This window comes from Dechloromonas sp. ZY10, from assembly GCF_041378895.1.
GTDB lineage: Bacteria > Pseudomonadota > Gammaproteobacteria > Burkholderiales > Rhodocyclaceae > Azonexus > Azonexus aquae.
Map to the genome: position 1 here is coordinate 237,782 of NZ_CP144212.1, position 20,115 is coordinate 257,896.

A 20,115-nucleotide genomic window follows, 5' to 3' on the forward strand; every position below is an offset into this window, starting at 1 on the left:
CTGGGGGTTCCATGGCAGCAGTGATGCCAGCGCCGGCGGCCAGCCGGCTCTTCCTGTCCGGTAATGAAGCCGTTGCCCGCGCCGTCTGGGAGGCCGGCGTCAAGGTGGCCGCCGCCTACCCGGGCACACCGTCGACCGAAATGCTCGAGGTCATTTCGACCTATCCCGATCTTTACGCCGAGTGGTCGGTCAACGAGAAGGTCTCGCTGGAGGTGGCAATCGGTGCTGCCTATGCCGGCTCGCGCGCCTTCTGCTGCATGAAGCACGTCGGGATGAACGTCGCCTCGGATGCGCTGATGACCCTGACCCTGACCGGCGTGGTCGGCGGGCTGGTGATCGCGATTGCCGACGACGTCGGCCTGTCGTCGTCGCAGAACGAACAGGATTCGCGCTTCTGGGGGCGTTTTGCGCATGTGCCGGTATTCGAGCCGGCCGATTCGCAGGAAGCCTACGCGATGACGCTGGCTGCCTACGAACTCTCCGAGCAGTTCCAGGTGCCGGTGATCCTGCGCATGACCACCCGCATCAACCACGTCAAGGGGCTGGTCACTGTCGGTGAGCGCGTGCCCTGCGTGGCCGCCGGCTTCAAGAAGGATCCATCGCGTTACGTAATGGTGCCGGGCAATGCCGGCAAGCGGATCCCGCTGATGTTCAAGCGCGACGGCGAGTTGCGCAGTGCGGCCGAGCAGTCGCCGCTGAACTACATCGTTCCCGGCAGCGACCGCCGGATCGGTTTCATCACCTCCGGCCCGGCCTTCGAGCATGTGCGCGAAGCCTTCCCGAATGCGCCGGTGCTGAAGTTGGGCTTCTCCTGCCCGCTGCCTGTCGACAAGTGCCGCGAACTGGCGGCGCAGGTCGACCAAGTAGTGGTAGTCGAGGAAGTCGAACCGCTGGTCGAGACCGAACTCAAGGCTCAGGGCATCAAGGTGCTGGGCAAGGACATCCTGCCGCTGCAGGGCGAACTGGCGCCGACCGTGCTGCGCCCGGCGATTGCCCGCCTGCTCGGCGAGCCGGTGCCGGAAATGCCGCCGGCGCCGGCGCAACTGTTTCCACGGCCGCCTACGATGTGCGTCGCCTGTCCGCACCTGGGCGTCTATTACACCCTGTCGCAGGTGCGCAACCTCAATATCTCCGGCGACATCGGCTGCTACACCCTCGGCGCCGGCCATCCCTGGCAGGCAATGGATACCTGCGTCTCGATGGGCGCCTCGATGGGTATCGCGCTGGGCATGGACAAAGGTCGCGGCGAGGCCGACAAGGACAAGCGCATCGTTGCCGTGATCGGCGATTCGACCTTCCTGCACATGGGCATGCAGGGCCTGCTCGACATGGTCTATAACAAGGCCAATGTCACCGTGCTGTTGCTCGACAACCGTGCGGTCGGCATGACCGGCGGTCAGGACAACCCGGGCAACGGCCGCGACATCTACGGCGAGGACGCGCCGCGCGTCGACTTCGCCAAGCTCTGCGCGGCCCTCGGGGTCAAGCAGGAGCGCATTCACACGGTCAACCCCTACGAATTGCCGGTTTTGTTCAAGACCGTCCGCGACGAGGTCAAGGTGCCGGACGTGTCGGTGATCATCACCGACCAGCCCTGCGTGCTGATCAAGGACTACCACAAGCTCAAGCCCTACGAAGTGCATGACGACAAGTGCACCGGCTGCGGCAACTGCCTCGACGTCGGCTGTCCGGCCATCCACGTCACCCGTCGCGGCAAGCAGACCAAGGCTTCCGGGCGCGAGGTCGATCTCGCCTTCGTGCGCATCGAGTCGTCGGTATGCACCGGCTGCGGCCTCTGCCTGCAGCCCTGTGCGCCGGATGCGATCCAGCATTACGTGCCGGTGTCGCCGATCAAGCTGGTAAACAAGGGAGGCTGCAGCGCATGAGCACGACCAGCAATATCCTCGTGGTCGGGATTGGCGGCCAGGGGGTGATGACCGCGACCGAAATTCTTGCCGAGGCCGCGATTGCCCTGGGGCATGATGCCAAAAAAACCGAAGTGGCCGGCATGGCGCAACGCGGCGGCGTGGTTTCGTCGCATCTGCGCTTTGGGCCCAAGGTCCAATCGCCGCAGATTCCGCCGGGCGAGGCCGATGTCCTGCTCGCCTTCGAGGCGGCCGAAGCCTTGCGCTGGCGGCACATGCTGCGGCCGGGCGGGATCGCCCTGGCCAACAACTCGCGGCTGGTGCCGCCGGTGGTCGAACTCGGTCTGTTCGATTATCCGGAAGATCCGATTGCTGAGATCCGTGCCGCCGGCACCGACGTGGTTGCCTTCGATGCGACTTCGATTGCGCTGGAGCTTGGCGAAATCCGCCTCGGCAACACCGTGATGCTTGGCGCCATCGCCGACCATCTGCCGTTCCCGGCCGACGACCTGCTTGCCTGCGTGTTGCAGCGTTTTCAGCGCAAGGGCGAAAAAATGGTCGAACTCAATCGCCAGGCCTTTGCCGCTGGTCGCGCGGCGGTGCTGCAGGCGGAAGGCGCTGTGGCTTGAGAGCGGGCAGGGAGCGACCGCTACAGGTACCCACACGAGGTGCCGGCGGCGACCAAGCCGCCGGTCTCTGGTAAAATCCTGAAAGTTCAAAGGGAAAGGCCCGGCCTTTCCCCTTTTTCTTTTTGCTTGGATGCGACGATGACGGCACAAATTATCGATGGCAAGGCGCTGGCGGAAGAACTGCGCCAGAGCTTCAAGGCCCGTGTGGAAACGCTCACCGCCCAAGGGCATAAGCCCGGTCTGGTGGTGATTCTGGTCGGCGAAGACCCGGCCTCCCAGGTCTATGTGAAGAACAAGGTCAATGGCTGCCTGGCCATCGGCATGCATTCCGAAAAGATCGTCTACGAGAAGGACGTAGCCCAGCAGGTCGTCCTCGACAAGATCGCCGAACTCAACGCCGATCCGTCCATCCACGGCATCCTGGTGCAATTGCCGCTGCCGAAGCATTTCGACGAAGAGAAAGTGCTCGAAGCCATCTCCGCCGAGAAGGACGTCGACGGCTTCCACGCCGAGAACGTCGGTGCCCTGTCGCAAGGCGCACCGCGCTTCATTCCGTGCACCCCGTACGGCGTGATGAAGATGTTCGAGAAGGGCAACGTCGATCTGACCGGCCAGGAAGCCGTGGTCATCGGCCGTTCCAACATCGTCGGCAAACCGATGGCGATGCTGCTGATCAACGCCGGTGCCACCGTCACCGTCTGTCACTCCAAGACCCGCGACCTGAACTTCCATACCCGCCGCGCCGACATCGTCGTTGCCGCCGTCGGCAAGCCCAAGTTCGTCAAGGGCGACATGCTCAAGCCGGGCGCCGTGGTCATCGACGTCGGCATCAACCGCCTGCCGGACGGCAAGCTGTGCGGCGACGTTGATTACGAAGATTGTCTGAATGTCGCCGGCCAGATCACCCCGGTGCCGGGCGGTGTCGGCCCGATGACCATCACCATGCTGCTGGCCAACACGATCGAGGCCGCCGAGCGCAAAGCGGGGATTCGCTAATGACCGATAAGAAAATTGTTGTCGGCATCGTCATGGGTTCCGACTCCGACTGGCCGACCATGCAGGCCGCTGCCGTGATCCTCAAGGACTTCGGGGTGGCTTTCGAAGCCCGCGTCGTTTCCGCCCATCGCACCCCCGATCTGCTCTTTGAATACGCCGAAACCGCCGGCCCGCGCGGCCTGCAGGCGATCATCGCCGGTGCCGGCGGTGCCGCCCACCTGCCGGGCATGCTGGCCGCCAAGACCACCGTGCCGGTGCTCGGCGTGCCGGTGCAGTCGCGCGCACTGTCCGGGGTCGATTCGCTGCACAGCATCGTGCAGATGCCCAAGGGCATTCCGGTCGCCACCTTCGCCATCGGCGAAGCCGGTGCCGCCAATGCCGCGCTGTTCGCAGTGGCGATGCTGGCCAACAGCGATGCGGCTCTGAACGCCAAACTGCAGGCCTTCCGCCAGGCCCAGACCGACAAGGTGCTGGGCATGAAGCTGCCGGAAGTGTGAAAAACCCGGTTTTTTACGGTCGACCGTGAATTTCGGCCAATTTGCGCCGTGCCGATGAGGTGAATGCTTTGCCCAACATGATTCTTCCGCCCGCGACGCTGGGCATGCTCGGTGGCGGCCAGCTTGGCCGCTTCTTCGTTTCCGCCGCCCACGAACTCGGCTATCAGGTCTGGGTGCTCGATCCGGACAAGAACAGCCCGGCGGCGCAGATCGCCGAGCGGCATTTCTGCGTTGCTTACGACGACTATGCGGCGCTTGACGAGTTCGCTGCCGGTTGCGCGGCGATCACCACCGAGTTCGAGAACGTGCCGGCCGGCACTCTCGATTACCTAGCCAAATTCGTGCCGGTGCGCCCGCACGCCGGTGCCGTCGCGATTTGCCAGCATCGAGTGAGCGAAAAGAGCTTCCTGCGTGATAACGGTTTCCCGCACGGCCCGTTTCTCACGGTCGACAGCGAAAGCGACCTGAAAGCGGCGCCAGCCAGCCTCTTCCCGGCGATCCTCAAGGTCGCCCGCTTCGGTTACGACGGCAAGGGTCAGGCGACGGTCAACAACGTCCAGGAAGCGCTGCTCGCCTTCGGCCAGTTCAAGGGCGAGCAATGCGTGCTCGAACAACGCCTGCCGCTCGATTACGAAGTCTCGGTGGTGCTGGCGCGCGATGAACAGGGCCGGGTTGCCTGCTTTCCGACCGGCGAGAACCAGCACACGCGCGGCATCCTCGATGTCTCGATCGTGCCGGCCCGTGCCAGCGGCTGCGTGATGAGCGACGCCGAAGAGATCGCAGCCCGGATCGCCGAAAAGCTTGGCTACATCGGCACCATGGGCGTCGAATTCTTCGTCAGCCGGGGCCAGCTGCTGGTCAACGAAATGGCGCCGCGCCCGCACAACAGCGGCCACTACACGATTGACGCCTGCGTTACCAACCAGTTCGAGCAGCAGGTGCGCGCCCTGTGCGGCCTGCCGCTCGGCGAAGCGCGCGCGCATTCGGCGTCGGTGATGGTCAATTTGCTCGGCGATCTCTGGTATGAGAATGGCAACCCCAGCGAAACCTACCGGGAACCGGATTGGGCCAAGCTGCATGCGATTCCGAATCTGAAACTGCATCTGTACGGCAAGCACCACGCCCGCCCTGGCCGCAAGATGGGGCACTTCACCGTGATCGGCAACGACCCGGCACAGGTGCAGCAGGCTGCGCTCGCCGCCCGCGCCGCAATCGGTATCAAGGACTGATGGTTCCGAACGCCGCCGATTTTGCCCGCGCCGTCGAGCTGCTGCTCGCCGGCGAACTGGTCGGCCTGCCGACCGAGACGGTCTATGGCCTGGGCGCGGATGCCGCCAACCCGGCAGCGGTGGCCAAAATCTTCGCCGCCAAGGGCCGCCCGGCCGACCACCCGCTGATCGTCCATGTCGCCGGCCATGACGCCGTCGATCAGTGGGCCGAGCAGGTGCCGCCAGTGGCCTGGGAGTTGATGGAAACCTTCTGGCCCGGCCCGCTGACGCTGATCCTGAAAAAGCAGGCCTGGGTGCCGGACGCCGTCACCGGCGGCCAGGATACGGTCGGCCTGCGCGTTCCCGGCCATCCGGTCGCGCTCGAACTGCTGCGCCGCTTTGCCGCCGCCCGCCCCGGTGTGGCTGCCGGCATCGCGGCTCCGTCGGCCAACCGCTTCGGCCGGATCAGTCCGACCACGGCGGCGCACGTTGCCGAGGAGCTGGGCGACGCCGTGCCGCTGATCCTCGACGGCGGCGCCTGCGCGGTCGGCATCGAATCGACGATTATCGACTGCTCGCGCGGCGAACCGGTGGTGCTGCGTCCCGGCCATATTTCGCCGCTGCATCTGGAGGCGGTGCTCGGGCGCGTGCCGGCGATTGAAATCAGCCACGGCGCACCGCGCGTCTCCGGCTCGCTCGAAGCCCACTACGCGCCGCTGACGCCGCTGCGCTTGGTCGCCGGCGAGCGCCTGCTCGATTTCCTCAACGCCCAGCGTCATCGCGGCGGCAAGTGCGCGGTGATCAGCCCCAACCAGCCGCCGCAGGCTGGGATGCCGCACGTTTGGCGGCTGCTGCCGGCCGATCCGGTTGGTTACGCACACGACCTCTACGCCGCACTGCGCGACATGGACCACGCCGGCGTCGACCTGATCGTCGTCGAGTCGCTGCCGACTTCCGCCGACTGGGCCGCCGTTGCCGACCGCCTGCGCCGTGCCGCCGCCGGTTCCGGCGGCGCCTGAAGCGGGCGCGGACCGCGAGGAAGAAATTCCCGGCGGTTTTTGCGCTTTTTCACGGTCGACCGTGCAAAAGCACAAATTTCTCCGGTCGGTCCTGCCTACAGATTCATCAACTTCTCGACCTTGGCGGCGCAGATCAGGTCGTTGTCCGAGAGCCCGCCAATTGCGTGCGTCGAGTAGAGCACGCGGACTTCGCGGTAGCTGACGCGGGTGTCCGGGTGGTGATCTTCGCTGTGCGAAATCCAGGCCAGGGCATTGACGAAGGCCAGCGCCTGGTAATGGTTGGCGAAGACGAAGGTTTTGCCGATACCGATGCCGTCGATTTCCCAGCCGGGCAGTTCGGCCAGTTGTGCCGCCACGCTGGTGGGGTCCAGCGGGGGAATGCTGCCTTCGCAGGGCTGGCAGCGGCGGGTGGCGAGGGGGCAGGCGATCATGGTCGGGCTCCGGGTTGGGGATTGTCGGGTAGACCTTGACCCCGGCCGCCGGTTCGCCGCGCTGTGCTTTCAAGCTAAAATAGGCGGTTAGCTTTTACCGCATTCTTATTGAAAGGGTCAGCATGGCCGGACATTCCAAATGGGCCAATATCCAGCACCGCAAGGGTCGTCAGGACGAAAAGCGCGGTGCGGCCTTCTCCAAGATCGCCAAGGAAATCACCGTGGCGGCCAAGATGGGCGGCGGCGACGCCGGCTTCAATCCGCGTCTGCGGGTGGCGATTGACAAGGCCAAGGCCGTCAACATGCCCAAGGACAAGATCGACACCGCGATCAAGAAGGGGACGGGCGAACTCGAAGGCGTCGATTACATCGAAATCCGCTACGAAGGCTACGGCATCGGCGGCGCCGCGATCATGGTCGACTGCCTGACCGACAACAAGACCCGTACCGTTGCCGAAGTCCGCCATGCTTTCAACAAGTACGGCGGCAATATGGGCACCGAAGGTTGCGTGGTCTTCCAGTTCAAGCACTGCGGCCAGATGATCTTTGCGCCGGGAACCGACGAAGCGGCGCTGATGGACGCGGCGATTGAGTCCGGCGCCGATGACGTGGCGACCAACGACGACGGTTCGATCGAAGTGATCACCGCCCCGGCCGAGTTCATCAACGTCAAGGACGCGCTCGAAGCCGCCGGTTTCAAGCCCGAATTTGCCGAAGTGACGATGAAGCCGGAGGGCGAAACCCCGCTGGCGGGCGACGACGCCGCCAAGATGCAGAAGTTGCTCGACGCGCTGGAAGGCCTCGACGACGTGCAGGAAATCTACACCACGGCGGTGATGGACGAATAAGCAGGGGTTTTTCCGGCAAAAAAAGGCGGCGGACCAGCCGCCTTTTTGTTTTAATCCCCGTCCATGCAAAAGTTCTATCCCTTCTTCTTCGTTTTCCTCTGGAGTACCGGCTTCATCGGTGCCAAGTTTGGCCTGCCGCATGCCGAGCCGCTGTCCTTTCTGCTGGTTCGCTATTTGCTGGTGATCGGCCTGCTCGGAGCCGTGGTGCTGGTGACGCGGGCGCCGTGGCCGGCGCGGCGCGACTGGCTGCATATCGGTATTTCTGGCCTGCTGGTGCATGCGCTTTATCTGGGCGGCGTGTTTGTTGCGATTGCGCATGGTCTGCCAGCCGGGGTGACGGCGCTGGTGGTCGGGATGCAGCCCTTGCTCACCGCCGCTGCCGCCGGCTGGCTGCTCGGCGAGCGGGTGGTCGCCCGCCAGTGGCTGGGGCTGGCGCTGGGTTTTGTCGGCGTCGCCCTGGTCCTGGCCGGCCGCTTCAGCCTTAACGCCGAACTCGGGCCGCAGCTGCTGCCGGCCTTGCTGGCGCTGCTCGGGATTACCGGCGGTACGCTCTATCAAAAGCGTTTCTGCCCCAAGTTCGACCTGCGTAGCGGTGCGTTGATCCAGTTCGTCCCGAGTGCGCTGCTGACCGCGCTGGCGGTCCTGCTGTTCGAGGATTTCCGCATCGACTGGCGTGGCGAGTTCGTCTTTGCCCTTGGCTGGCTGGTGCTGGTGCTATCGCTTGGCGCGATCAGCCTGCTCAATCTGCTGATCCGCAGCGGCAGCGCAGTCAATGTCGCCAGCCTGTTTTATCTGACGCCACCGACCACGGCCCTGCTGGCCTGGCTGCTTTTTGGCGAAAACCTGACGTTGACCGCAGGACTGGGCATGGCGCTGGCGGCTGGCGGCGTCTATCTCGTTGCCCGGCCGGGCAAGTAAGGGGGGAGGATGACGGTCCGGATTCTGGGGATCGACCCCGGCTTGCGCGTTACCGGCTTTGGCGTGATCGAACAGCACGGCAACCGGCTGGTTTATGTCGCCAGCGGTTGTATCAAGTCGAACGAGCGGCAATTGCTGCCCGAGCGTCTGGGTACTCTGTTTGCCGGCATCGGCGAGGTGATCGCCGCCTACCGCCCGACCCAGGCGGCGATCGAAAAGGTGTTTGTAAACGTCAATCCGCAGTCGACGCTGTTGCTCGGCCAGGCGCGTGGCGCGGCGATCAGCGCGCTGGTGCACGGCGGCCTGCCGGTGGCCGAATACACTGCGCTGCAGGTCAAGCAGGCGGTGGTCGGGCACGGCAAGGCGGCCAAGGAGCAGGTGCAGCACATGGTCGTGCGCCTGCTCGAACTCTCCGGCGCGCCGACTGCCGATGCCGCCGATGCGCTCGCCTGCGCCATTTGCCATGCCCACGGCGGTCAGGGTTTGGGGGCGCTGGCGACGGCGGGGTATCGCGTTCGCGGCGGCCGGCTGTTACGATGAGAACCTGTTTGAACATACAGTATCGCGAATCATCATGATCGGACGCCTGACCGGCAGCATCCTCGAAAAAAATCCGCCGCAGATCGTGCTCGACGTCGGCGGTGTCGGCTACGAAGTCGATGTGCCGATGAGCACCTTCTACAACCTGCCGCCGGGCAAGGACAAGGTGACCCTGCTCACCCACTTTGCGGTGCGCGAAGACGGACATTTCCTCTACGGCTTCCTGAGCGAAGCCGAACGCTTCGCCTTCCGCCAGTTGCTGAAGATTTCGGGGATTGGCGCCCGTACGGCGCTGTCGGTGCTGTCCGGCCTGTCGGTCGGTGATCTGGCGGCAGCGGTTGCACAGCAGGAAATCGGGCGCCTGATCAAGGTGCCGGGGATCGGCAAGAAGACCGCCGAGCGCCTGCTCCTCGAATTGAAGGGCAAACTCGCCGATGCCGGCGGCGTCAGCCTCGCTGCCACGGTCGACGATAGCAAGAGTGATATTTTGAATGCGCTGCTGGCGCTCGGTTACAACGACAAGGAGGCGACGTCGGCGCTCAAGCAGCTGCCGGCCGAGATCGGGACCTCCGACGGTATCCGCCAGGCCCTCAAGCTGTTGTCCAAGGTCTGAGCCGGTATCGTCCCCATGTTCAGCGAGGAAAATCCCAAACGTCTGGCCCAGGTGGCGCTGGTGGCGCTGCTGATCGTCGGCTGTGTCGCGGTGCTGCTGCCCTTCATTGGCGCGGTGCTGTTTGCTTTCGTGCTGTGGATGTGTACCTGGTCGTGGTACTCGCAAAAGCTGCTGCCCCGCCTCGGCGGGCGGGCGACGCTGGGGGCCTCGTTGATGACCTTGCTGCTGGTTCTGGTGATGCTGCTGCCGACCGTGTTTCTTGCGGTCTCGCTGGCCAGCGGTGCCGACGGTCTGGTCGAGCTGGCGCGGCCGTATCTGGAGCGCGGCCTGCCGGCCGACCCGCCTTTCGGCCTGGCGCAGTTGCCGTTGATCGGTGGCGATATCGATGCCTTCTGGCATCAGGTCGCGGGCAGCCGCGAGGAATTCAACCGTGTCGTCAAGCAACTGGCCGGACCTGCCCGCAAGCTGGCGCTGGCGGCCGGGGCGATTGCCGGCAACGGTTTGCTGCAACTGGCCCTGGTGCTGTTCGTTGTGTTCTTCCTCTATCGCGACGGTTTTGCCGTCGACAAGGCGCTGACCACGGCGGCGCGCAAGCTGGGCGGCGAACTCGGCGAGCACATGCTCAATAAAACCAGTGATACCGTACTCGGGGTCATGCTCGGGATCGTCGGTACAGCCGCCGCGCAGGGCGCGGTGGCGATGCTTGGCTTCCTGATCGCCGGCGTGCCGACCGCCGTACTGCTCGGCTTTGCCACCTTTTTCCTGTCGATGATTCCGGTTGGCCCGCCGCTGATCTGGGGCGGCGCGGCCGCCTGGCTCTACGCCGAAGGCCAGACCGGTTGGGCGATCTTCATGGCGCTCTATGGCCTGCTGGTGATCAGCAGCATCGACAATTTCGTCAAACCGCTGTTGATGGCGCGTGGTGCCGGCTTGTCCATCGTCCTGATCGCGCTCGGCGTGCTCGGCGGCGTGCTGGTCTTCGGTTTCATCGGCATCTTTCTTGGTCCGGTGCTGCTGGCGCTCGGCCACATGCTGTTTACCCGTTGGACCCGCGAGGAATTGCCCGCATGATCGAAACCGACAAGCTTTCCACGGTCGACCGGCTGATTGCGCCGGTTTCCAAATCGGCGCAGGAAGAGGCGCTGGAGCGCGCGCTGCGGCCCAAGCGTCTGGCCGATTACACCGGGCAGCAGAAAATCCGCGAACAGCTGGAAATCTTCATCCAGGCCGCCAAAAATCGCGGCGATGCGCTTGATCATGTGCTGCTGTTCGGGCCGCCCGGCCTGGGCAAGACAACCCTGGCCCACATCGTTGCCGCCGAAATGGGCGTCAATCTGCGCCAGACCTCGGGGCCGGTGCTCGAACGCGCCGGCGATCTGGCGGCGATCCTGACCAACCTCGAACCGCACGACGTGCTGTTCATCGACGAAATCCACCGCCTCAGCCCGGTGGTCGAGGAAATCCTCTACCCGGCACTGGAGGATTTCCAGATCGACATCATGATCGGTGAAGGCCCGGCTGCCCGCTCGGTCAAGCTCGACCTGCCCCCGTTTACGCTGGTTGGTGCGACGACCCGGGCCGGGATGCTGACCAACCCGCTGCGCGACCGTTTCGGCATCGTCGCTCGGCTGGAGTTTTACAACGCCGACGAGCTGCAAAGCATCGTCGGCCGCTCAGCGACCTTGCTCGGCGCCCCGATCGATCCGGCCGGGGCGCTTGAAATCGCCCGCCGCTCGCGCGGCACGCCGCGCATCGCCAACCGTTTGTTGCGCCGGGTGCGCGACTACGCTGAGGTCAAGGGCGATGGCAACATCACCCGCGAGATCGCCGACAAGGCCCTGCACATGCTCGACGTCGATCCGGCCGGGCTTGACCTGATGGACCGCAAGCTGCTGTCGGCGGTGATCGACAAGTTCGGCGGCGGTCCGGTCGGCGTCGATAACCTGGCGGCGGCCATCGGCGAAGCGCGCGATACCATCGAGGATGTGCTGGAACCCTACCTGATCCAGCAGGGCTACCTGCAGCGCACCCTGCGCGGCCGGATCGCAACGCCGGCGATTTATCGTCATCTCGGTTTGCCCGTGCCGGCAACAGGAGGCGCTGTCGGCGGCGATTAGGCGTAGCGGCAGGCGATCTGAATCCCAAGAAGAAACAGATCGTTACACATTGTTGTTGCGGCGCAATGTAAAATCCCGTGGATGAAATACCAGCCAAATGCGACTGCCTTTACCATTCCGGTGCGGGTCTACTACGAAGACACCGACGCCGGCGGCATCGTTTACTACGCCAATTACCTGAAGTTTTTCGAGCGCTGCCGCACCGAATGGATGCGACAGGCCGGCCACGATCAGTCCCGATTGGCCGACGAGCAGCGGGTGCTGTTCGTGGTTCGCAAGGCTGCCTGCGAGTACCTGCGGCCGGCGCGACTCGACGATTTGTTGACTGTCGGCCTGGAGGTCGAAAAGCTGACCCGGGTCCGCGTCGTCTTCCGTCAGCACGTCCGTTGCGGTGAGCTTGAGCTGGTCAGCGGCAATGTCGAGATTGTTTGCGTCGATGCCGACAAGCTGCAGCCGGCGCCGATTCCCGATTTTCTGTATTCCCAGTTGGAAGCCCTTAAATGAATGCTGCTCAGGATCTTTCCATCCTTCACCTGATTCTCGAAGCCAGTGCCGTCGTCCAGATGGTGATGGCCCTGCTGGCCGGGGTCTCCTTCATGTCCTGGTACTACATCTTCATGAAGTGGTTTGCGGTGCGCGAAGCGCGCGCCAAGACCGAGACCTTCGAACGCGATTTCTGGTCCGGTGGCAATCTCAACAGCCTTTACAACAGCGCGGTTAACGACCGTCACCATGCCGGTTCAATGGAGCGCATCTTCGAGGCCGGTTTCCGCGAATTCACCAAGCTCAAGGGGCAGAGCAACCTTGAAGCCAAGGACATCGTCGATGGTTCGCGCCGCGCCATGCGCGCCACCTACCAGCGCGAGATGGATGCGCTGGAAGCGCACCTGGCCTTCCTCGCCTCGGTCGGCTCGGTCTCGCCGTATATCGGCCTGTTCGGCACCGTGTGGGGGATCATGCATGCCTTCCGTGGCCTCTCGAATGTTGGCCAGGCAACCCTGGCCTCGGTCGCCCCCGGTATTGCCGAAGCCCTGGTGGCGACGGCCATCGGCCTGTTTGCGGCGATTCCGGCGGTGCTTGCCTACAACCGCTTCTCGCATGAAATCGACCGTCTCGCGGTGCGTTACGAGTCGTTCATGGAGGAGTTCTCCAATATCATCCAGCGGCAGATGCGGTAAGCCATGCGTCAGCGCAAGCTCAAGAACGAAATCAACGTCGTTCCTTATATCGACGTGATGCTGGTCCTGCTGGTGATTTTCATGGTTGCAACGCCGATGATGACCACCGGCTCGGTCGATCTGCCGACTTCCGGCACCGCGCCGCAGAAGCCCGACAAGTACCTCAAGGTGCAGGTCGAGCAGGGCGGCGAGTTGACGGTTTTCGACGCTGACGGCAAGTCGACCAAGCTGAAGGGGATCAAGGAGCTCAAGGCGACTCTGCAGCCCCTGCAGGAGGCAGATGCCAAACTGGCGGTGCTGGTCGCCGGCGACAAGGAAACCGCTTACAAAAACGTGATCGAAGTGCTCGACGAGGTCAAGAAGCTGCGCTTCGACAAGGTCGGCCTGGAAACCAGCAGCAAGTAAGCATGATTCCTGAACGTCCCGCAGAACCCGGAAAAAAATATGCGCTGGCGCTGACTGTGCTGGTGCATGCGGCGCTGATCGGCGCGCTGTTCCTCGGGGTGCAGTGGAAACGCAGCCAGCCCGAGGTGTACGAGGTCGAACTGTGGTCGGCCAAGCCGACGCCGGCGACCTACGTACCGCCGCCGCCACCGCCCGTGGAGCCGAAACCCGAGCCGAAGCCGGAACCCCGGCCGGAGGTGAGGCCGGAACCCAAGCCCGAGCCGCCGCCGAAAAAGCCGGACATCGTGCAGAAGGAAGAAAAGAAAAAGCCGGAAGAGAAGAAAAAGTCCGAGCCGGATAAGAAGCCCGAGCCGGTCAAGCCCGAACCGCCCAAAAAATCCGAGCCCAGACCTGCGCCACCGGATTTCAGCGATCTGCTTAAACGCGAGCAGAGCGAGAGCAAGCCAAAACCGAATACACAACAGATGGCCAATGCGGCCGCTGCCGAGGTCGAGAGCCGGGCTTCGGCCAGTCGGCGTGGCCTGGACAGCTACGCCAGCAAGATTCGCGGCAAGATTCGCGGCAACATCGTGCTGCCGCCGAGCATTCAGGGCAACCCCGAGGCGCAGTTCGAGGTCAATCAGCTGCCATCTGGTGAGGTGCTCTCGGTCAAACTCAAGCGTTCCAGTGGCAACGCCGCCCTGGATACGGCGATCGAGCGGGCGATCCTCAAATCTTCGCCCTTGCCCAAGCCGGATGATCCTTCACAATTTCAGCGCACGCTGGAAATCAAATACAAGCCGTTTGAAGAGTAAAATCGGCCAAATTTTTGTCCAAGTCCATGCCAATGATCCGTACTACCCGTCGGTTTTTCCTGTTGCTGGCCCTGTGCGGGGCAGCGACGGTCAACGCCCAGTTGTCGATTGAAATCACCGGGGCCGGTGCCAGCCGGATTCCGGTAGCCATCGCCGATTTTGCCGGTGATCCGGTAGCCCGGATTGTGGCCGGTACCGCTCGTTCTGATCTGGAGCGCAGCGGTTTGTTCCGGCTGGTCGATACCGGTAGTGCCCAGTTTGATGAAAATACTCCGATCAATGCCGGCGATTGGCGCGGTCGGGTCGATGCACTGGCCGCCGGTAGTGTTGGCCGCAGTGCCGATGGGCGGGTCGAAGCCCGTTTCCGTCTGCACGATACGCAAAAGGGCGGAGTGCTTGCCGCCAAGGCCTTTGTTACCGGCAGCGAACAGTTGCGGCTGGCCGGACACCGGATTGCCGACGAAATTTATGAGAAGCTGACCGGTGAACGCGGGATTTTCTCAACCCGGATTGCATATGTGGTCAAGGCCGGCGGCAACTATCTGTTGCAAATCGCCGACGCCGACGGCCAGAACGCCGCAACGGCCCTGAAGTCTACCGAGCCGATCATTTCGCCGGCCTGGTCGCCGGATGGCGGCAAGCTGGCCTATGTCTCTTTCGAGAAGAAGAAGCCGGTGATCTATGTGCATGCGCTGGCTTCCGGCCAGCGCCATATCGTTGCCAATTTCAAGGGCTCGAACTCGGCGCCGGCGTGGTCGCCGGATGGTCGTCGCCTCGCCATCGTGCTGTCCAAGGACGGCAATTCCCAAATTTACTCGATCAGTGCCGATGGCAGTGGCGCGCCGCAACGTCTTGCCAGTTCGCCTGGGATCGATACCGAGCCGCGCTATTCGGCGGATGGTAGTGTCATCTACTTCACTTCCGATCGCGGCGGCAGTCCGCAGATCTACCAGGTCAGCACCAGCGGCGGAGATGTCCGGCGCGTTACCTTCGAAGGCAGTTACAACGTCTCGCCGCGACCGTCTCCCGACGGCCGCAGCCTGGCCTTCATCACCCGCCGCGAGGGCCGTTTCCAACTCGCGGTGATGGATCTGGCCAGCCGCCAGGTACAGGTGCTGACCGACTCGCACAAGGACGAGTCACCGAGTTTTGCCCCGAACAGCCGGATGATCCTGATTGCCACCGAAGTCGGCGGTCGCGGCATCCTTTCTGCTGTATCCAGCGACGGCCGTATCAAGCAGCGCTTGACGGTGGCCGCCGGCGACGTACGCGAACCGGCCTGGGGGCCGTACTCTCAATAATCCACATCGTTCCATTCGGAGTTTTTGTCGTGAAAAAATTGCTTCTCCCCGCTCTGCTGTCGGCTCTGATCGTCGGCTGTTCGTCCACCCCGGTTGAAGAGACCGGTGGTGCCCCGGTTGAGTCCCGCAGCGGTGCCGGCACCGGCGTTGCTCAGGTGGTCGCCGGTGGCGTCGATGCTAATGGCTTGCCGCGCGAACTGACCGATCCGAAGAGCAAGCTGTCGCAGCGCAGCATCTTCTTCGATCTCGACAAGTATGAAGTCAAGGCCGACTACCAGGATCTGGTTGCCGCCCATGCCAAGTACCTGGTCAATAACCGTGGTTTCAAGATGCTGATCCAGGGTAACACCGACGAGCGCGGCAGCCGTGAATACAACCTGTCGCTGGGCCAGAAGCGTGCCGAGGCGGTCAAGCGTTCGCTCAAGCTGCTGGGGGTTAATGACGATCAGCTCGAATCGGTCAGCCTGGGTGAGGAGAAGCCGCGCAATCCGGGTCACGACGAATCCGCATGGGCGGAAAACCGTCGCGCCGATATGCTGTATCGTGCTGCCGACGGCCGCGGCGAGTTCTAAATCATGCGCCCGCATCGAATTGCGCCGCTGGTCGGCGCCCTGTTGTGCTGCGGCTTGTTCGCCCTGCCGGCGCAGGCCGGGATTTTCGACGACGAGGAAGCCCGTCGCCAGATTGGCGAACTGAAGGCCAGGACCGAGGCGCAATTCGATCTGCAGGCCAAGGCCAAGCTGGATCTGTCCAACCAGATCCAGCAGCAGGCCGAAGAAATTTCCCGCTTGCGCGGGGTGGTCGAGACCTTGCTTTATGAGCTTGATCTGGCCAAGAAGCGGCAACAGGATTTTTATCTCGATCTCGATACGCGACTGCGCAAGTTTGAGACGGCGGCATCTGCCGCGCCTGCCGAAGGTGCCGCAGCCGCACCGGCTGCTGCCGACCCGGCGCGCGAGGGGCAGGACTATGAAGCTGCGCTGAACTTCTTCAAGGCCGGCAAGTACAAGGAAGCGGCGACTGCCTTTGCCGCCTTTGTGCAGAAATACCCGGACGGCCAACTAGCGCCGAATGCCCAGTTCTGGCTGGGCAATGCCTGGTATGCACAACGCGATTGCAAGCGTGCGGTCGAAGCCCAGGCGGTAGTCACCAGCCGTTATGCCGAGAGCGCCAAGGCGCCGGATGCCTGGCTGGCGTTGGCGACCTGTCAGCAGGAGTTGGGTAATGCCGCCGCAGCCAAGCGCTCGCTGGAAACTCTGGTGGCCAAATATCCGAAGTCACCGGCTGCCGAAGCGGCGCAACAACGTTTGAAGAAGAAGTAATTGGCGCTGCGTCTGACTGAAATTTTCTACTCGCTGCAAGGCGAGGCCTCGCGGGTCGGTCTGCCGACGGTGTTTGTCCGGCTGACCGGCTGCCCGCTGCGTTGCACCTGGTGCGATACCACCTATAGCTTCACCGGCGGAGAGCCGGCGACTATCGAAGCCGTTCTGGCCGAGGTTGCCCGCTATCCCGCGCGTCAGGTTTGCGTAACCGGCGGTGAGCCGCTGGCGCAGAAGGAGTGTCCGGCGCTGCTGACGGCGCTGTGCGATGCCGGCTATGAGGTTTCGCTGGAAACTTCCGGGGCGCTCGATATTTCCACGGTTGACCCGAGGGTTTCGCGGATTATGGATCTGAAGGCCCCCGACTCCGGCGAGTGTGAGCGCAATCGCTGGGAGAACCTGCCCTTCCTCAATGCCCGCGACGAAATCAAGATCGTCATTGCCTCGCGCCTGGATTACGAGTGGGCGCGCGAACAGCTGGCCGGTCACGCGCTGGCGCAGCGCTGCCCGGTCCTGCTTTCACCGGCCCAGGGGCAGTTGCAGCCGGCCGATCTGGCCGAGTGGATATTGGCCGATGGCTTGCCGGTGCGTTTCCAATTGCAGTTGCACAAGCTGCTTTGGGGTAACATGCAAGGTAAATGATCCCCGGGAGACTCGCATGACCGCTGAACGTCGACAGTTTTCACGCATTTTTTTTCAGACCCCCGGCCGTCTGTATATACAGGGGCAAGAGTTTCCGGTCGAGATCGCCGATTTGTCGTTGAAGGGGGCGCTGATTCGCCCTGAGGGGGGCGAGAGCCTGCCCTTGCAGGCGCAGGGGATATTGCAAATCCCCCTCGGCGAAAGCGGGGCAGCGATCCGCATGGAAATCACTTTGATGCACCATGAAGGCAGCTTGTACGGTCTGGCTTGCCGGGAAATCGATCTCGACAGCATTACCCATCTGCGCCGTCTGGTTGAACTTAACCTGGGTGACGAGACGCTGCTGGAGCGTGAGCTCTGGTTGCTGGTGGCACACTGAGCTTCTGAAAGCAACTCACCAAGTCGGTAATGCTTGCCATGCTGGTGCTGCGCTGGCGATAATCCGGGTCTGCCGATCCGGCCTGCATCTCGGGCCGGGGCAACCTCGGAAGCCACCATGTCACACCTTGCCGTAGCCGCCTTGCCCGCAACTTTGTCGGGTTGCGCCGGAGCTTTGCAATGACCCCGGTCGAGTTGCACTCCGCGTCTGCCATCGGTCATCGCGATGCGCTCGCTCGTGCCGGTCTGCGCGATCTGCCGCAAACCATCCTCGAACAGACTGGCCAGGCGGTGATCGCGACCGATCTCGACGGCACCATCATTTACTTCAATCGTGCGGCACAGGCTTTGCTCGGCTATGGTTGGGACGAAGTGGTTGCACGCTGCTCCCCGCTAACGTTTTTGCTTCCGGAAGAGCTGGCGGCGCGAGGCCGCCAATTGGTCCCCCGTTTGGAACTTGGGTGGGCACGCGATTTTTCGCTGCTGGTTCAGGGGCTGCCTGCCGCAGGCGTGGATGCCCAGCGGTGGACGTTGCAACGCAAGGATGGTCATTTCTTTTCTGCCTGGCTGAGCATTTCGGTTTTGTCCGATACCGCCGAGCAGCCTTGCGGCTACCTGCTGCTGGTTAGCACGAGCGAGGTGCCGGCTGCAGAGGTGGAGGAGTTGCAGACCCTGGCCTTGGCATTCGAGTCGCAGGCGGCAATCATGATTACCGATGCCCAGCAGGTGATTCTGCGGGTTAATCCGGCATTCTCCCGTCTGACCGGCTATCGTCCGGAGGAGGCAATTGGCCAGACGCCCAGAATGCTGAAATCGGGGCGTCAGTCCGAGGCTTTTTACCGGGAGCTCTGGTCCGAGCTGGCAAGTGTGGGGCACTGGGAGGGGGAAATCTGGAACCGTCGCCGTTCGGGTGAGGTTTATCCCGAGTGGCTGACGATCCGGGCTGTTGGTCATGCCAGCGGGGCGGTAACCCACTATGTCGCCACATTTTCCGATATCAGCAAACTGAAGCAGGCCGAGGAGGCTGCGCGGCATCTCGCATATTACGATGCACTGACTGGGTTACCCAACCGGCGCCTGCTGCTGGAGCGCCTAGCGGTGGCATTAGCCGGAGTGCAGCAGCACGGCCGTTACGGGGCTTTGCTGATGTTTGACCTTGATCGTTTCCAGTCGATCAATGATGTTTGCGGGCATGCGCTTGGCGACCGATTGTTGCGGGCTGTTGCCGAGCGGGCCCAGCGCTGGGCCGGGTCTGAGCGGACGCTGGCGCGGTTGGGGGGGGACAAGTTCGTGGTCCTGCTCGAATCCCTGGGGGGTACGCCGGAAGCTGCGGGCCTGCGGGCTGAGCAGGCGGCCGAAGCCTTGCGCTTGCAGTTGGCTGCCGTCTATGAGTTGCCGGAACTCAACGATGTGCTGGCTTGCACCGCAAGCATCGGCCTAATCCTGTTTCAGACACAAGATAAAAGCAGTGAAATCTTGCTCAAACAGCTGGATATTGCGCTGACCAAAGCCAAGGAGGCTGGGCGTAATACGATCCGGTTTTTCGATGATCGCATGCAGCAGGCGATGGATCGACGGCTCAGCCTCGAATCCGGATTGCGTCGGGCGCTGGCTGAGAACGAGTTGATCTTGTTTGTCCAGCCGCAGGTCGACCCGGCGCGGCGCCTGATCGGGGCCGAGTGCCTGCTGCGCTGGCAGCCCCCGGGGCAGCCAATGATTGCTCCGGGCGAGTTCATTCCTTTGGCCGAAGAGACAGGCCTGATCCTGCCGATCGGACAGTGGGTGCTCGATAATGCGTGTGCGCATTTGCGGCGCTGGGCCGATTCGCCGGTGATGAGTCGTCTGGATCTGGCGGTGAATGTCAGTGCCCGCCAGTTTCGCCAGCCGGATTTTGTCTGGCAGGTGCAGTCTGCTCTGGAGCGGCATGGGGTTGACCCGCGGCGGCTGAAGCTAGAAGTGACCGAAAGCCTGTTGCTTGATAATGCCGACGATGTCGTGAGCAAAATGCAGCAGTTGATCGACCTTGGCGTGCGTTTTTCGCTGGATGATTTCGGTACCGGCTATGCCTCGCTGGCTTATCTGAAGCGCTATCCCTTCGAGCAACTGAAAGTAGATCGTTCTTTCATCCGTGATCTCGGATGTGACCGCGATGATGCGGCGATTGTCGGTGCGATCCTGGCAATGGGCAATGCCTTGCGCCTGAATGTGGTTGCGGAAGGAGTGGAAGAGGGAAGTCAGCTGAGTTTTCTGGTTGAGCATGGTTGCCGTTATTTTCAGGGCTACCTGTTTGGTCGGCCGATGTCCTTTGCCGAGTTCGAGCAACTGGTGCCGCTTGAGACTTGCGGCCGCTTCCCCGGTTCGACCCAGGCGCCGGCTGGCTGACTATCCGGCCGAGCCGGATGGCGGGCCGATGTCCA

At 63.1% G+C, this 20,115-nt stretch carries 23 protein-coding genes; 22 read left to right on the top strand and 1 reads right to left on the bottom strand.

Annotated features, from left to right (window positions below):
* The first annotated feature begins 11 nt into the window (after positions 1-11).
* The 6 genes from VX159_RS01165 to VX159_RS01190 all read left to right on the top strand — a co-directional run bounded on the left by VX159_RS01165 (position 12) and on the right by VX159_RS01190 (position 6,214).
* On the top strand, positions 12-1,886 hold the full coding sequence (locus VX159_RS01165; RefSeq protein WP_371324167.1) for a thiamine pyrophosphate-dependent enzyme: 1,875 nt from the start codon (positions 12-14) through the stop codon (positions 1,884-1,886).
* Positions 1,883-2,494 (top strand): indolepyruvate oxidoreductase subunit beta, encoded by a 612-nt coding sequence (locus VX159_RS01170; protein ID WP_371324168.1) that lies wholly within the window; start codon positions 1,883-1,885, stop codon positions 2,492-2,494. Before VX159_RS01165 ends, VX159_RS01170 begins: the two co-directional genes overlap by 4 nt.
* Before the next feature lie 138 nt (positions 2,495-2,632).
* Positions 2,633-3,490, top strand: a complete 858-nt coding sequence (gene folD, locus VX159_RS01175; RefSeq protein ID WP_371324169.1) for a bifunctional methylenetetrahydrofolate dehydrogenase/methenyltetrahydrofolate cyclohydrolase FolD — start codon at positions 2,633-2,635, stop codon at positions 3,488-3,490.
* Positions 3,490-3,987, top strand: coding sequence for a 5-(carboxyamino)imidazole ribonucleotide mutase (gene purE, locus VX159_RS01180; protein ID WP_371324170.1), 498 nt, complete (start codon positions 3,490-3,492; stop codon positions 3,985-3,987). The genes folD and purE overlap by 1 nt, the downstream gene beginning before the upstream one ends.
* Before the next feature lie 77 nt (positions 3,988-4,064).
* Complete coding sequence (locus VX159_RS01185) at positions 4,065-5,216, top strand: 5-(carboxyamino)imidazole ribonucleotide synthase (protein ID WP_371324171.1); 1,152 nt, start codon at positions 4,065-4,067, stop codon at positions 5,214-5,216.
* Positions 5,216-6,214: an L-threonylcarbamoyladenylate synthase gene (locus VX159_RS01190; RefSeq protein ID WP_371324172.1), complete on the top strand. Its 999-nt coding sequence runs from the start codon at positions 5,216-5,218 to the stop codon at positions 6,212-6,214. The genes VX159_RS01185 and VX159_RS01190 overlap by 1 nt, the downstream gene beginning before the upstream one ends.
* Positions 6,215-6,309: 95 nt before the next feature.
* On the opposite strand, the gene VX159_RS01195 is transcribed toward VX159_RS01190, so the two are convergent.
* Positions 6,310-6,645 (bottom strand): 4a-hydroxytetrahydrobiopterin dehydratase, encoded by a 336-nt coding sequence (locus VX159_RS01195; RefSeq protein ID WP_371324173.1) that lies wholly within the window; start codon positions 6,643-6,645, stop codon positions 6,310-6,312.
* A 122-nt stretch (positions 6,646-6,767) separates the two neighbouring features.
* On the opposite strand from VX159_RS01195, the gene VX159_RS01200 reads away from it, so the two are divergent.
* The 16 genes from VX159_RS01200 to VX159_RS01275 all read left to right on the top strand — a co-directional run bounded on the left by VX159_RS01200 (position 6,768) and on the right by VX159_RS01275 (position 20,080).
* Positions 6,768-7,493, top strand: a complete 726-nt coding sequence (locus VX159_RS01200) for a YebC/PmpR family DNA-binding transcriptional regulator (protein WP_371324174.1) — start codon at positions 6,768-6,770, stop codon at positions 7,491-7,493.
* 63 nt (positions 7,494-7,556) lie between these two features.
* Positions 7,557-8,411, top strand: a complete 855-nt coding sequence (locus tag VX159_RS01205) for a DMT family transporter (protein WP_371324175.1) — start codon at positions 7,557-7,559, stop codon at positions 8,409-8,411.
* Positions 8,412-8,420: 9 nt separating this feature from the next.
* Positions 8,421-8,951, top strand: coding sequence for a crossover junction endodeoxyribonuclease RuvC (gene ruvC / locus VX159_RS01210; protein WP_371324176.1), 531 nt, complete (start codon positions 8,421-8,423; stop codon positions 8,949-8,951).
* Between the two features lie 34 nt (positions 8,952-8,985).
* The gene (ruvA, locus tag VX159_RS01215; protein WP_371324177.1) at positions 8,986-9,564 is read left to right on the top strand and encodes a Holliday junction branch migration protein RuvA; all 579 of its coding nucleotides are present in this window, start codon (positions 8,986-8,988) and stop codon (positions 9,562-9,564) included.
* 15 nt (positions 9,565-9,579) lie between these two features.
* Positions 9,580-10,635, top strand: coding sequence for an AI-2E family transporter (locus VX159_RS01220; protein ID WP_371324178.1), 1,056 nt, complete (start codon positions 9,580-9,582; stop codon positions 10,633-10,635).
* A complete protein-coding gene (gene ruvB / locus VX159_RS01225) occupies positions 10,632-11,681 on the top strand; it encodes a Holliday junction branch migration DNA helicase RuvB (RefSeq protein ID WP_371324179.1) in 1,050 nt (349 codons plus the stop codon). Before VX159_RS01220 ends, ruvB begins: the two co-directional genes overlap by 4 nt.
* A gap of 81 nt (positions 11,682-11,762) precedes the next feature.
* Complete coding sequence (gene ybgC / locus VX159_RS01230; RefSeq protein WP_371324180.1) at positions 11,763-12,185, top strand: tol-pal system-associated acyl-CoA thioesterase; 423 nt, start codon at positions 11,763-11,765, stop codon at positions 12,183-12,185.
* Entirely contained in the window at positions 12,182-12,859 is a 678-nt protein-coding gene (tolQ, locus tag VX159_RS01235; RefSeq protein ID WP_371324181.1) for a protein TolQ, read from the top strand. Before ybgC ends, tolQ begins: the two co-directional genes overlap by 4 nt.
* Positions 12,860-12,862: 3 nt before the next feature.
* Entirely contained in the window at positions 12,863-13,264 is a 402-nt protein-coding gene (locus tag VX159_RS01240; protein ID WP_371324182.1) for an ExbD/TolR family protein, read from the top strand.
* A 2-nt stretch (positions 13,265-13,266) separates the two neighbouring features.
* Complete coding sequence (locus VX159_RS01245; protein WP_371324183.1) at positions 13,267-14,058, top strand: energy transducer TonB; 792 nt, start codon at positions 13,267-13,269, stop codon at positions 14,056-14,058.
* A 32-nt stretch (positions 14,059-14,090) separates the two neighbouring features.
* Positions 14,091-15,359 carry a Tol-Pal system beta propeller repeat protein TolB gene (tolB, locus tag VX159_RS01250; protein WP_371324184.1) on the top strand — a complete coding sequence of 423 codons (1,269 nt, stop codon included), beginning with the start codon at positions 14,091-14,093 and terminating at the stop codon, positions 15,357-15,359.
* A gap of 29 nt (positions 15,360-15,388) precedes the next feature.
* Positions 15,389-15,931: a peptidoglycan-associated lipoprotein Pal gene (pal, locus tag VX159_RS01255; RefSeq protein WP_371324185.1), complete on the top strand. Its 543-nt coding sequence runs from the start codon at positions 15,389-15,391 to the stop codon at positions 15,929-15,931.
* A gap of 3 nt (positions 15,932-15,934) precedes the next feature.
* Complete coding sequence (gene ybgF, locus VX159_RS01260) at positions 15,935-16,681, top strand: tol-pal system protein YbgF (RefSeq protein WP_371324186.1); 747 nt, start codon at positions 15,935-15,937, stop codon at positions 16,679-16,681.
* A complete protein-coding gene (gene queE, locus VX159_RS01265; protein ID WP_371324187.1) occupies positions 16,682-17,320 on the top strand; it encodes a 7-carboxy-7-deazaguanine synthase QueE in 639 nt (212 codons plus the stop codon).
* Positions 17,321-17,336: 16 nt separating this feature from the next.
* Positions 17,337-17,699 (top strand): PilZ domain-containing protein, encoded by a 363-nt coding sequence (locus VX159_RS01270; protein ID WP_371324188.1) that lies wholly within the window; start codon positions 17,337-17,339, stop codon positions 17,697-17,699.
* 179 nt (positions 17,700-17,878) lie between these two features.
* Positions 17,879-20,080: an EAL domain-containing protein gene (locus VX159_RS01275; protein ID WP_371324189.1), complete on the top strand. Its 2,202-nt coding sequence runs from the start codon at positions 17,879-17,881 to the stop codon at positions 20,078-20,080.
* Positions 20,081-20,115: the final 35 nt, after the last annotated feature.